Raw genomic sequence first — 13,221 nt, 5'->3', positions numbered from 1 at the left:
CAGGGACGGGCTATTCCGGCGCCGGGTAACCGAAGTGTAAAGCGCCAGGCAAAGAAATAACCATTCGAGTAATATACCAACGTCCCATAAGATCATTTTATACCCGAACGGATAACGATTTTCTTTTCCGAATCCGAAATCCGGGGTTCGCCAGGCCCCGACTCCCGACCCTTGGGACGCCACGGCGTCGTGTTGATCACCTGATCGGCGGGCGCCCCGGCGGCCGGGCCGGGCCGGCATCGCGCCTGAGCAGGCGAAGAAGAAGCGACCCATAACCCGCCAGGGGGACCGTGCACGCTAGCACCCCGGGAAGACACGACACGCCACCTGTTGGGGCACGTGCACGCGCCCACCCCAAGATGTAGTCTCTGGGAACCGACAGCGCGCCGGCGGTGGGGAACCGCTCCGGCACGCGAAGCCGGAATCGGGCACCTCGTTCGGTGGTGCGTGGGAGTCGACGTGGCAGACCCTCCCGGGTCGCCGCGCGGCCGCACGAGGGTCCGCTCCGGCATCGGCAAACCTGTGCAGCCCAAGCACGCCGGTGCAAGCCTGCGTGCCGATCGAACGCGCCCTTTTGGAGTCACGCATGTCCGTGGAGACCAGCCAGCGTCCACCGTCCGCAGCCGATCCGTCCGGTACCAGCTCGGTACGGGTGATCAAGCGCGACGGGAACGTCTCACCCTTCGACGCCGGCAAGATCTCGGTCGCGCTGACCAAGGCTTTCCTGGCCGTGGAGGGTGACGACGCGGCCGCCTCCTCGCGGATCCACCACCTGGTCGGCGAGCTGACCGAGCAGGTCGAGTCGTCGCTGCTGCGCCACGCCGGCCCGGAGACCGCGCTGCACATCGAGCAGATCCAGGACCTGGTCGAGCTCGCGCTGATGCGGGGCGAGCACCACAAGGTCGCGCGTGCCTACGTGCTCTACCGCGACGAGCGGGCCAAGGCGCGCGACGCGGCGCAGCCGGCCAAGGCCGAGCACTCGATCAACGTGCGGACCGCGGACGGCACGCTGCGCCCGCTGGACTGGGCGCGCGTCGCGCACGTGGTCGGCGAGGCCGTCGCCGGGCTGGACGATGTCTCCGCCGAGCCGGTGCTCACCGAGACCAGGCGCAACCTCTACGACGGGATCAGCGCCGACGAGCTGGCGCTGGCCCAGATCATGGCCGCCCGCACCCTGGTCGAGCAGGAGCCGAACTACTCCTACGTCAGTGCCCGGCTACTGCTGGACAAGCTGCGCGGCGAAGCGCTCGGCTACCTGGCCGGCGCGCCGCGGCTGGCCAGCCAGGACGAGATGGCCAAGGCCTACCCCGGCTACTTCCGCGACTACCTGCGCCGCGCGATCGAGCTGGAGCTGGTCAACCCCGAGCTGGCCGGGTTCGATCTGGCGCGGATCACCGCGGCGATCCGGCCGGAGCGCGACCTCGACTTCGCCTTCCTCGGCCTGCAGACCCTGTACGACCGGTACTTCCAGCACCACGACGGGGTCCGGTTCGAGCTGCCGCAGGCGTTCTTCATGCGGGTCGCGATGGGCCTGGCGATCCGCGAGGACGACCGCGAGGGCCGCGCGATCGAATTCTACGAGCTGCTGTCGTCGTTCCACTTCATGGCGTCCACCCCGACCCTGTTCAACTCGGGCACCACCCGCCCGCAGCTGTCCTCCTGCTTCCTCACCACGGTGGACGACGACCTGGACTCGATCTTCCAGTCCTACAAGAACAACGCGCTGCTGGCGAAGTACTCCGGCGGCCTCGGCAACGACTGGACCCCGGTCCGCGGGCTCGGCGCGCACATCAAGGGCACCAACGGGCAGTCCCAGGGCGTGGTGCCGTTCCTGAAGATCGCCAACGACACCGCGGTCGCGGTGAACCAGGGCGGCAAGCGCAAGGGCGCCGCCTGCGCGTACCTGGAGACCTGGCACATCGACGTCGAGGAGTTCCTCGACCTGCGCAAGAACACCGGTGACGACCGGCGCCGCACGCACGACATGAACACCGCCAACTGGGTGCCCGACGAGTTCCTCCGCCGGGTCGAGGCGGACGCCTCCTGGACCCTGTTCTCCCCCAACGAAACCCCGGACCTGCACGACCTCTACGGCAACGCGTTCGCCGAGCGCTACCGCGAGTACGAGGCGGCCGCCGAGCGCGGCGAGCTGAAGGTGTCCCGCAAGGTCCGCGCGGTGGACCTGTGGCGCCGGATGCTGACCATGCTGTTCGAGACCGGGCACCCGTGGATCACCTTCAAGGACCCGTGCAACCTGCGCTCACCGCAGCAGCACGTCGGCGTGGTGCACTCGTCCAACCTGTGCACCGAGATCACCCTGAACACCAACGCCGAAGAGGTCGCGGTCTGCAACCTCGGCTCGGTGAACCTGCTCAAGCACGTCACGCGCCAGGGCCTGGACGCCGAGCGGCTGGAGCGCACCGTGAAGACCGCGGTCCGGATGCTGGACAACGTGATCGACATCAACTTCTACACGATCCCCGAGGCGCGCCGGTCCAACCTGAAGCACCGCCCGATCGGCCTCGGCCTGATGGGCTTCCAGGACGCGCTGTTCGAGCTGGGCCTGCCGCTGTCCACCGACGCCGCGGTCGAGTTCGCCGACCGCAGCATGGAGTACCTCAGCTACTACGCGATCACCGCGTCCACCGACCTCGCCGAGGAGCGCGGCCAGTACGCGTCCTTCGAGGGCTCGCTGTGGAGCCGGGGCATCCTGCCGATCGACTCGATGAAGCTGCTGATCGACGCCCGCCGCGGCGACGCGCTGGACGTGGACACCTCCTACACCCTGGACTGGGCGTCCCTGCGCGGCCGGGTGCAGACGGTGGGCATGCGGAACTCGAACGTGATGGCGATCGCGCCGACCGCGACCATCTCCAACATCTGCGGGGTCGGCCAGTCGATCGAGCCGCTGTTCCAGAATCTGTTCGTCAAGTCCAACATGTCCGGCGACTTCACCGTGGTGAACCCGCACCTGGTCCGCAGCCTGAAGGAGCGGGGCCTGTGGGACGAGGTGATGGTCTCGGACCTGAAGTACTTCGACGGCAGCCTCGGCCAGATCGACCGGGTGCCGGACGACCTGAAGGCGCTCTACGCCACCGCCTTCGAGGTGGAGAGCCGCTGGCTGGTGGACGCCGCGTCGCGCCGGCAGAAGTGGATCGACCAGGCCCAGTCGCTGAACCTCTACATCGACGCGCCGAGCGGGCGCAAGCTCGACGAGCTGTACCGCTACGCCTGGCACAAGGGCCTCAAGACCACGTACTACCTGCGGGCGCGGTCCGCGACGCACGTGGAGAAGAGCACCCTGCGCGGCACCGACGGCAAGCTCAATGCGGTCTCGGCCACCCCGGCCCCCGCGCCTTCACCCGCGGCCGCCGTCCCGGTCGCCCCGCCCGAGCCCCAGGTGAAGGAGGAGCCGAAGGAGATGCCGAAGGTCGAAGACATCGACTTCGCCACCACCGACGGTGCCGCCTGCCGCATCGACGACCCCGACTGCGAAGCCTGCCAGTAACCCCGACGCTCGTGAGTGGAAAACGTTGCTGGGGCAACGTTTTCCACTCACGACCTTTGACCTGGAGTTTTACATGACGAACACCGAAATCGCGGACGCCACCGGGCTCGGCGAGATCGAGCGCGGTGCCGAGCGGATCAGCGTCGACGACAAGCGGATGATCAACGCCCGCGCCGACGTGAACCAGCTGCTGCCGCTGAAGTACACCTGGGCCTGGGAGAAGTACCTTGCCGGCTGCAACAACCACTGGATGCCGACCGAGGTCGCCATGCAGGCGGACATCGCGCTGTGGAAGTCGACGGACGGGCTGACCGAGGACGAGCGGCAGATGCTCAAGCGCAACCTCGGCTTCTTCGCCACCGCGGAGTCGCTGGTCGCGAACAACATCGTGCTCGCGGTCTACCGCCAGATCACCAACCCGGAGTGCCGCCAGTACCTGCTCCGCCAGGCGTTCGAGGAGGCCGTGCACACGCACACCTTTCAGTACATCTGCGAAAGCCTCGGCCTGGTCGAGGGCGAGCTGTTCAACATGTACCGCGAGGTGCCCTCCATCGCGGACAAGGACGCCTGGGCGCTGAAGTACACCCAGAACCTGGAGAACCCGGACTTCGAGACCGGCACCCCGGAGGCCGACCAGGCCTTCCTGCGGGACCTCGTCGCCTTCTACGTGATCTTCGAGGGCATGTGGTTCTACACCGGTTTCGCGCAGATCCTGTCGCTGGGCCGGCGCAACAAGATGGTCGGCATCGCCGAGCAGTACCAGTACATCCTGCGCGACGAGTCGATCCACCTGAACTTCGGCATCGACTGCATCAACCAGATCAAGATCGAGAACCCGCACCTGTGGAGCGAGGAGTTCCAGGCCGAGGTGCGGGGCATGCTGACCGAGGCCTGCGAGCTCGAGGTCGCCTACGCCCGCGACACCATGCCGCGCGGCATGCTCGGCCTTTCGGCCCAGCTCACCGAGCAGTACATGCACTTCATCACCGACCGCCGCGCCCAGCAGATCGGCCTGGCGCCGATCTACGGCCAGGACGAGAACCCGTTCCCGTGGATGTCGGAGGCGATGGACCTGAAGAAGGAGAAGAACTTCTTCGAGACCAGGGTCATCGAGTACCAGTCCGGCGGCGCCCTCGACTGGGACTGACCGGCCGCGAAGTGCACGGGCCCACCGGGGCGATTCGCCCCGGTGGGCCCGTTTGCACTAGCTGGTGCGCAGCGCCAGGCTGTGGAAGCTGCCCGCCGCGACGGCGCTGACCCCGGCGGCGGCCGAAACCGGCATCGCGGTCTGGCCGTAGGTGCTGTCGCCCCAGGCGACCACCGAACCGTCGTTCTTCAACGCCACGCTGTGCCACTGGCCGCCGGAAACCGCCCGGACGTCGGTGGCAGAGGACGGCACATCGGTCTGCCCGTACCCGTTCCAGCCCCAGGCGAGCACGGACCCGTCCGCCTTCACCGCGAGGCTGTGCAGGCTGCCCGCGCCGATGGCGGTGATGCCGGTGGCTTCGGCCGGCACGGTGGCCTGCCCGTCATCGTCGTCGCCCCAGGCGACAACGGACCCGTCCTCCTTCAGCGCCAGGCTGTGCAGCCCGCCCGCAGCGATGGCCGTGACCCCGCTCGCGGCTTCCGGCGGCACGGTTGCCTGCCCGAAGAGATTGCTGCCCCAGGCGAGCACCGAGCCGTCCTCCTTCAGCGCCAGGCTGTGCTGGCCGCCCGCCGCAATGGCCGTGACCCCGCTGGCCGCGGCCGGCGGCACGGTGGCCTGCCGGTCGCTGTTCCAGCCCCAGCCCATCACCGAGCCGTCCGCCTTCAACACCAGGTTGTGGCTCCCGCCGGCGGCGATGGCCGTGACCCCGGTGGCCACTGCGGTCGGCACCGAGCCCTGCCCGTAGAAGTCGTCGCCCCAGGCGAGCACCGAACCGTCGGTCTTCAGTGCCAGGCTGTGGAAGCTGCCCCCGGAGATGGCGCGCACCCCGGTGGACGCCGCCTCCGGCACCGTGGTCGCGCCGTAGGCGTTGTACCCCCAGGCGATCGCCGAACCGTCAGTACCCGACGCCGCCGCCGGCACCGCCGTCAGGATCACGGCAGTGGCTGTCCCGGCGGCGACCGCCAGGGTGGCCAGGCGACGCCGGCCCGGTCTGATCGAGGATCGGTTGATCAACATGCGTCACTCTCCGATGCGGATCGCGCCCGTGCTCGGGCGGTTGGTCAGATCATGGTCGATCCAAGCGCTCCGGCGGCCGAATTTGCTAGTGTCGAAAAAGCCACAGGTTCTGCCCGGCGGCGTGACCGGCGGGTAGAGGCAACAGGGAACCCGGTGCGAATCCGGGACTGCCCCGCAGCGGTATGTGGGAACGACCGCCGTCACCGCGAGCAGCGGTAAAGCACTGGGCGCGAGCCCGGGAAGCGACGGCCAGTAGGCAAGGCTGGGAGCCCCCCGCCCACGAGTCCGAAGACCTGCCCGTGGCACGCGTACCACCGGTGCGCGTGAGTCCGGGCCTCGCGGGTGGGCACGACCGAACCGAGCGGCGGCCGCCGTGCCGTGCGCTCGTTCGTGTCTCCTGCCGAGCTCGGACTCCGAGAACGAGCTCGCGAGGAGAGAGCTGTGACCGATAACCCCAACCTGGGCGCAACTGTGCTGGGTTACCCGAGGATCGGGCCGGACCGCGAACTGAAGCGCGCGGTCGAGTCCTACTGGGCAGGCCGGATCGACCAGGCCGAGCTGCACCGCGTCGGCCGCGAGCTGCGCGTGGACACCTGGCGTGAGCTGGCCGCGGCGGGGCTGGACACCATCCCGTCGAACACCTTCTCGTTCTACGACCAGATGCTGGACACGGCCGAGCTGTTCGGCGCGCTGCCCCAGCGGTTCACCTCGCTCGGCCTCTCCCCCACCGACACCTACTTCGCCGCCGCCCGCGGGGTACAGGACGCGCCCGCGCTGGAAATGACGAAGTGGTTCGACACCAACTACCACTACCTGGTGCCGGAGCTGACCCCGTGGACCGAGTTCTCGGCCGACGGCGGCAAGCCGCTGGACGAGTACCGCGAAACGAGGGCCGCCGGCCTGGAGACCAGGCCGGTACTGGTCGGGCCCGCCACCTTCCTGCTGCTGTCCAAGGCCGGCGACGGCGCGCCGGAGGGTTTCCGTCCGCTGGACCTGCTGGACGGGCTGGTACCGGCGTACGCCGAGCTGCTCGGCACCCTGCACGACGAAGGTGTGCAGTGGGTCCAGCTGGACGAGCCCGCGTACGCCGCGGACCGCACCCCGGACGAGCTGGAGGCGCTGGCCAGGACCTACCAGGCACTCGGCTCGCTGCGGCGGCGGCCGAAGATCCTGGTGGCCGGCTACTTCGGCGGGCTCGGTGACGCGCTGGGCGTGCTGGCCCGCTCCCCGGTGGACGCGATCGCGCTGGACCTGGTCACCGATCCGTCCACTGTGGACACCGTTGCAGCGGAAGGGGTGCTCCGGGACAAGGAGGTGCTCGCCGGCGTGGTGGACGGCCGCAACATCTGGCGGGTCGACGTGGACGTCGCGCTGGCGAACGCGGCCACCCTGCTCGGCACCGCCGGAAAGGTCGGCGTGAGCACCTCCTGCTCGCTGCTGCACGTGCCGTACGACGTGCACCGCGAGTCCGGAGTGGACGAACGAATCCGCGGCTGGCTTGCCTTCGCCAGGCAGAAACTGGCCGAGGTGGTGCTGATCGGCAAGGCACTGCACGAGGGCACCGGGGTGGTGGCCGAGGAGCTGGCCGCGGCCCGCGCGGTGACCGCGGACCGGGCCGGCGCGCACGACCTGCGGGAACCGCGGGTGCGGGCACGGCTGGACGCGCTGCGGCCGGAGCACGCCCGCCGCTCGCCCTACTCCGACCGCGCCGCCGCCCAGCGCGGCACGCTCAACCTGCCCCCGCTGCCCAGCACCACCATCGGCTCGTTCCCGCAGACCGGCGAGGTGCGCAAGGCGCGGGCGGCGCACCGGGCGGGCAGGCTGGACGCCGCGGACTACCGGGCGGCGATGCACGCCGAAATCGAGAAGGTGGTGCGGCTGCAGGAAGAACTCGGCCTCGACGTGCTGGTGCACGGGGAGCCGGAGCGCAACGACATGGTGCAGTACTTCGCCGAGCAGCTGGCCGGTTTCGCCGCCACCGAGCACGGCTGGGTGCAGTCCTACGGCTCGCGCTGCGTCCGTCCGCCGATCCTGTACGGGGACGTTTCCCGGCCGGCGCCGATGACGGTCGAATGGGCGAGCTACGCACAGGGCCTCACCGACCGTCCGGTGAAGGGCATGTTGACCGGCCCGGTGACGATCCTGGCCTGGTCCTTCGTGCGCAACGACCAGCCGCTGGCGGAGACCGCGAGCCAGGTGGCGCTGGCCATCCGGGACGAGGTGCACGATCTGGAGTCGGCCGGCATCCGGATCATCCAGGTGGACGAACCCGCGCTGCGGGAGCTGCTGCCGCTGCGGGCCACCGAGCACAAGGCGTACTTCGACTGGGCGGTGCGTTCCTTCCGGCTGGCCACTTCCGGGGTCGCCGACTCCACCCAGATCCACACGCACATGTGCTACTCGGAGTTCGGTGACATCCTGCCCGCGATCGAGGCGATCGACGCGGACGTGACCAGCATCGAGGCCGCCCGCTCGCGGATGGAGGTGCTCGGCGACCTCGGCACTGCCGGCTTCTCGCGCGGGGTCGGCCCCGGCGTCTACGACATCCATTCGCCGCGGGTGCCGGATGTGGACGAGGTGAGCGCCCTGCTGCGCACCGCACTGGCCGCGGTGCCGGCCGACCGGGTGTGGGTGAACCCGGACTGCGGCCTGAAGACGCGCGGCTACGCGGAGGTGGAACCCGCGCTGCGCAACATAGTGCGGGCCGCCGAGCGAGTCCGCGCCGAGCACGCGGGGTAACCGGACGGGAGGGTGGGGGTGAATTTCCCCCACCCTCTTGTCATCCTGCCAATAAGAGAGCACGGTGAACGGGAGTAACTTCCGGCTCTTCTCAACGGGGAGACAGTCGCCATGACAAGTGCGGTCGGCAAAGTCACCGAAGCGGTCCGGGAACGCGTCCCGACCCTCACCTCGCTCCCCCTGCCGAGAGTGGTGGACCAGCGCCTGCTGCACCAGCGCTGGCCGGTCACCGAACTGGCCGCACCGCCGCCGGGCAGCGGTCTGGCGCCCATCCTCGGCGACGCCGGGGCACCGCTGCTCGGGCACTCGCTGGACAGCCTGCGGTTCGGACTGGAGTTCCAGCTGAACCGCTACCGGGACTTCGGCCCGGTCTCCTGGATGGGCGCCTTCGGCAAGCGGATCGTCGGGCTCACCGGGCCGGCCGCCACCCAGATCGCGCTGGTGAACAAGGACAAGGCGTTTTCCCAGGAGGGCTGGAAGTTCTTCATCGAAAACTTCTTCCACCGCGGCCTGATGCTGCTCGACTTCGGCGAGCACCACATGCACCGGCGGATCATGCAGGAGGCGTTCACCCGCGAGAGGCTGATCGGCTACGTCGGCCAGATGGGCCCCGCGCTGCGGGAAGGGGTGGCCGGCTGGGCGGCGCGGCCGGACCAGCGGCTCTACCCGTCGCTCAAGCAGCTCACCCTGGACGTGGCCACCAGGGTCTTCATGGACATGCGCAGCGGCGACGAGGCGCGCCAGGTGAACCGGGCCTTTGTGGACTGCGTCAGGGCCGGTACCGCGATCGTCCGCTACCCGGTGCCGGGCGGGCGCTGGGCGGCCGGGCTGCACGGGCGGAAGGTGCTCGAGCGGTACTTCGCGGAGAACCTGCCCGCCAAGCGCCGGGCGGACGGTGCGGACCTGTTCTCCGCGCTGTGCCACGCCACCACCGAGGACGGCGAGCGGTTCACCGACGAGGACGTCGTCAACCACATGATCTTCCTGATGATGGCCGCCCACGACACCACGACCATCACCAGCACCGCGGCCGCGTACTACCTGGCCAAGCATCCCCAGTGGCAGGAACGTGCCCGCGAAGAGTCGCTCGCGCTCGGCGACGAGCTGCCGGACACCGGGGCGCTCGAACGGCTCCGGACCCTCGACCTGGTGATCAAGGAGGCCCTGCGCCTGGTCGCGCCGGTGCCGTCGATGGCGCGGATGACGGTCAAGGACACCGAAGTGCTCGGGCGCTACCTGCCGGCCGGCACGATGGTCGGGGTGGCGCCCGCGGCGAACCACTACGACCCGCAGTGCTGGACCGACCCGCACACCTTCGACCCCGAGCGGTTCAACGACGAGCGCCGCGAGGACAAGTCGCACCGCTACGCCTGGATGCCGTTCGGCGGCGGGGCGCACAAGTGCATCGGGCTGCACTTCGGCACCTACGAGGTGAAGGCGCTGCTGCACGAGATGCTGCGCGCCCACCGGTGGTCGCTGCCGGCGGGCTACCGGATCAAATGGGACTACGTCTCACTGCCGGTCCCGGTGGACGGGCTCCCGGTCCGGCTCACCCCGCGTTGAATCCGTCCGCCCGGTTTCTAACGTTGTGTAGTAGTTTTTCACGTCGCATCACTCGTTCAGCCGGTAGACACTTCGCGGATCACATGATGGCGTGTCTTAACTCTTGGCCGACTCACACCCAGTGTGGGTCTCCGTGTTCCTACCATGGCGCTGAGCTGGCCTTCGTCCGCGCGTGAAGAGGTGGAGTGTGCCTGAACCTGGTGCGATACCAGGGGTTGAGGAGGTCGCACGCCGATGGGCCGCGACCCTGGCTGACACGAAAGGAGTATCGCTTCCCCCGGAAGAGCTCGAAGGCATCCTGACCCGGGTCGCCTTGGAGGCTCAAGCCGGACTCGAAACGGCCAGGGAGGCCGCGGCGCAGCGGTTCACCGCGCTCTACTCCGCCTCCCCGACCGGGATCGCGCTGACCGACCAGTCCGGCGTGATCGTGGAAGCGAACCCCGCGCTCGGCGGTTTCCTCGGCCGCCGGGTGGATGCCTTGCGCGGCAACAGGATCGAGGAGCTCGCTTCGAGCGAGCGCGACGCCACCACACTGCGCGCCGGCCTGGACGAGCTGACCGAGACCGGCGAGCACCACCGGCAGCGGGTGCAGCTGCGGCACGCCGAGGACGGACCGGTCTGGGCCGACATCACCCTGGCGCAGCTGCCCGGCGACCAGCCGGGCTCGGCCTACCCGGTGCTGATGGTCCAGGACGCGCACGAGGTGCACCTGCTCCAGGAGACGCTGCGGCACCAGAACGTGCACGACCCGCTGACCGGGCTGCCCAACTCGTCCCGGTTCTCCAGCCAGCTGGAGACCGCGCTCGGCACCGGGGCCCGCAACCAGATCGCGTTGATCTACCTGGACATCGACGGGTTCAAGGTGATCAACGACGGCCTCGGCGCCGGGATCGGCGACCAGGTGCTCCGCGGGGTGGCCGGCAAGCTGGCCGCGGTCTTCACCACCCACCATGGCATCGTCGCCCGGCTCTCCGGTGACGGTTTCGCGATCCTGCTGCGCGGCACGTTCACCGCTTCCGAGGTGATCACGCTGGTCGAGCGGGCGCTGGCGGACCTGGCAGAGCCGATCTACCTCGGCCGGCACGGCGTCGGGGTGAGCGCCAGCGTCGGCATCGTGGTCCGCGGCGCCGCCGACGGCAACTCCGAAGACCTGCTCCGCGGCGCCGAAATCGCGCTGCACCGGGCGAAGGAGGCCGGCAAGGCGCAGTGGATGCTGTTCGACCCCGAGCTCGACGCCAGGGACCGCAGCCGCTACCAGCTCGGCGCGGTGATCGCCGGTGCGCTGGAGAACGGCGAGTTCGCGCTGAACTACCAGCCGACGGTGAAGCTGGCCAGGCCGGACCAGCTGGCCGCGGTGAACGCCGGGCTGCGCTGGAACCACCCGGAGCTGGGCGAGCTGGACTCCGACGAGTTCTACCCGCTCGCCGAAACGACCGGGATGACCATCCAGCTCGGCCGCTGGCTGCTCACCGAGTCGCTGGCCGCGACCGCCCGCTGGCGCGTCCGCTTCGGCGACGCCGCACCGGACGTGTGCGTCCGGCTGCCGATGCGGTTGGCCATCGACCCCGATCTGGTGCTGCTGGTGAAGGAACAGCTCGACCGGCACGAACTGCCGGCAAGGGCGCTGCGCCTGTGCACCGACGCTCCGTCCATTCTGGACCCGCGCGGCGAGGTGCCGGACTCCATCGCGGTGCTGTCCGACCTCGGCGCGCAGATGGTGCTCGCGGTGAGCAGCTCGGCGGACATCGAGCTGATCCCGAGCCGCCGGCTGCCGGTGCGGCACATCATCCTCAGCGGCGCGGTGGTGGACGCGGTCGCCGACCGCGAGGACGAACCCGCCCTCCGGCACCTGACCCACCTGATCACCCGCGGCCGCGAGCTGAACCTGCGGATCGGCGCCGAGGGCGTGCGCACCGCGGAACAGGCCGCGCGGCTGCACCGGCTCGGCGTGATCGCGGCCCGCGGGCCGTTCGTGGCGGAGTCCGCCACCGGCGACGAAGTGGACCAGATGATCGAGCGGCACGCGCGGCGATAACCGATACCCTGCCTGTGCCCGGCCGCGGAACACCCATCGAAAGGACCTCCATGGAAAAGGGAGAGCTTGCCCCGGACTTCACCCTGGCCGACGAGAAGGGGGACCAGCGTTCGCTCTCCGAGTTCCTCGCCGCCGGACCGGTGGTGCTGTTCTTCTACCCGGCCGCGATGACCACCGGCTGCACCGCGGAGAGCTGCCACTTCCGCGACCTGGCCGCGGAGTTCGGCGAGCTCGGCGCGCAGCGGCTCGGCATCAGCCCGGACGCGGTGGCCAAGCAACAGGAGTTCTCGGCAAAGCACGGCTTCGACTACCCGCTGCTGTCCGACCCGGACGGCGCGGTGGCCAAGCAGTTCGGCGTGCGCCGCCGGTTCGGCCCGCTGCTCACCAAGCGGCACACCTTCGTCATCGACACCGACCGCAAGGTGCTCGAGGTGATCAAGAGCGAGCTCAAGTTCGCCAAGCACGCGGACGAGGCGCTCGAGGTGCTGCGGGCCCGCAAGGCCGCCTGACTCCCGTCGCCACCAGCCAACCCGACGCCCGAACCGGCCAACTCGGCGCCCCCGGCGGCCAACACGCGGGCGCCGGTTTCGCCCCGGCGTGTTGGCCGCCGGCGTCAGCGAGTTGGCTCGTGGCGTCAGCGAGTTGGCTCGTTGGTCAGTCGCGGTCGCGCTGCCAGACCTGCTGCTCGCCGCTCTCCGCCGGCGCCAGCGGGGTCTCGGTGCGTTTCCTGGCCACCTCGCGGAAACCGAGCCGCTGCGGGACGCCCCGGCTGCGCACGTTGCGCACGTCGTGCACGATCTGGACGTGGTCCGCGCCGACCCGGAACGCCTCCGCGACGAGCAACGCACTCGCCTTGGTGACCAGGCCCCTGCCGGTGTGCTCGCGGCCGAGCCAGTACCCGATCTCCAGCCCGCCGGGACCGATCCTGGCCATCAGCCCGCAGCCACCGACCAGCTCGCCGCCGACGGTCCGGATCGCGTAGTCGAAAGCCTCCCCGCGATCCCAGTTCGCCCTGGAGTTAGTGATGAACTCGGCGGCGTCCCGCTCGGTGTAGCCGTTGAGCGTCCACGCGGTCCACGGCCGCAGGTGCTCCAGGTTCTCGGCGACCGCCCGGTACGCCAGCTCGACCTCGTCGGCACCCCAGCGGCGCAGGACCAGCTGGTCGTCCGAAAGCTCCTCCGACGGTGTCTCCATGCCCCGATGGTCCGCGAA

8 protein-coding genes and 1 riboswitch are annotated in these 13,221 nt (G+C 69.7%); of the genes, 6 read left to right on the top strand and 2 right to left on the bottom strand.

Translation table 11 applies throughout. The features are described 5' to 3' along the window. Positions 1 to 586 precede the first annotated feature (586 nt). Both AMYNI_RS0134995 and AMYNI_RS0134990 read left to right on the top strand, forming a co-directional pair. Complete coding sequence (locus tag AMYNI_RS0134995) at positions 587 to 3,508, top strand: ribonucleoside-diphosphate reductase subunit alpha (protein WP_020672769.1); 2,922 nt, start codon at positions 587 to 589, stop codon at positions 3,506 to 3,508. Positions 3,509 to 3,581: 73 nt separating this feature from the next. Beyond that, the gene (locus AMYNI_RS0134990; protein ID WP_020672768.1) at positions 3,582 to 4,655 is read left to right on the top strand and encodes a ribonucleotide-diphosphate reductase subunit beta; all 1,074 of its coding nucleotides are present in this window, start codon (positions 3,582 to 3,584) and stop codon (positions 4,653 to 4,655) included. Between the two features lie 57 nt (positions 4,656 to 4,712). On the opposite strand, the gene AMYNI_RS0134985 is transcribed toward AMYNI_RS0134990, so the two are convergent. Continuing rightward, positions 4,713 to 5,672 carry an RCC1 domain-containing protein gene (locus AMYNI_RS0134985; RefSeq protein WP_020672767.1) on the bottom strand — a complete coding sequence of 320 codons (960 nt, stop codon included), beginning with the start codon at positions 5,670 to 5,672 and terminating at the stop codon, positions 4,713 to 4,715. 87 nt (positions 5,673 to 5,759) lie between these two features. Next, positions 5,760 to 5,987, top strand: a riboswitch (cobalamin riboswitch). A 126-nt stretch (positions 5,988 to 6,113) separates the two neighbouring features. On the opposite strand from AMYNI_RS0134985, the gene metE reads away from it, so the two are divergent. The 4 genes from metE (at position 6,114) to AMYNI_RS0134965 (ending at position 12,518) form a co-directional block, all read left to right on the top strand. Beyond that, entirely contained in the window at positions 6,114 to 8,411 is a 2,298-nt protein-coding gene (gene metE / locus AMYNI_RS0134980; protein ID WP_020672766.1) for a 5-methyltetrahydropteroyltriglutamate--homocysteine S-methyltransferase, read from the top strand. Positions 8,412 to 8,522: 111 nt separating this feature from the next. Beyond that, positions 8,523 to 9,974 carry a cytochrome P450 gene (locus AMYNI_RS0134975; protein ID WP_020672765.1) on the top strand — a complete coding sequence of 484 codons (1,452 nt, stop codon included), beginning with the start codon at positions 8,523 to 8,525 and terminating at the stop codon, positions 9,972 to 9,974. Between the two features lie 187 nt (positions 9,975 to 10,161). Beyond that, positions 10,162 to 12,009: a GGDEF and EAL domain-containing protein gene (locus AMYNI_RS0134970; protein WP_211225533.1), complete on the top strand. Its 1,848-nt coding sequence runs from the start codon at positions 10,162 to 10,164 to the stop codon at positions 12,007 to 12,009. Between the two features lie 50 nt (positions 12,010 to 12,059). Continuing rightward, the gene (locus tag AMYNI_RS0134965; RefSeq protein WP_020672763.1) at positions 12,060 to 12,518 is read left to right on the top strand and encodes a peroxiredoxin; all 459 of its coding nucleotides are present in this window, start codon (positions 12,060 to 12,062) and stop codon (positions 12,516 to 12,518) included. 145 nt (positions 12,519 to 12,663) lie between these two features. On the opposite strand, the gene AMYNI_RS0134960 is transcribed toward AMYNI_RS0134965, so the two are convergent. Next, positions 12,664 to 13,203, bottom strand: a complete 540-nt coding sequence (locus AMYNI_RS0134960) for a GNAT family N-acetyltransferase (protein WP_020672762.1) — start codon at positions 13,201 to 13,203, stop codon at positions 12,664 to 12,666. Positions 13,204 to 13,221 lie beyond the last annotated feature (18 nt).

The sequence above is a fragment of the Amycolatopsis nigrescens CSC17Ta-90 genome, assembly GCF_000384315.1.
GTDB lineage: Bacteria > Actinomycetota > Actinomycetes > Mycobacteriales > Pseudonocardiaceae > Amycolatopsis > Amycolatopsis nigrescens.
This window is presented reverse-complemented; position numbering and strand designations above follow the sequence as displayed.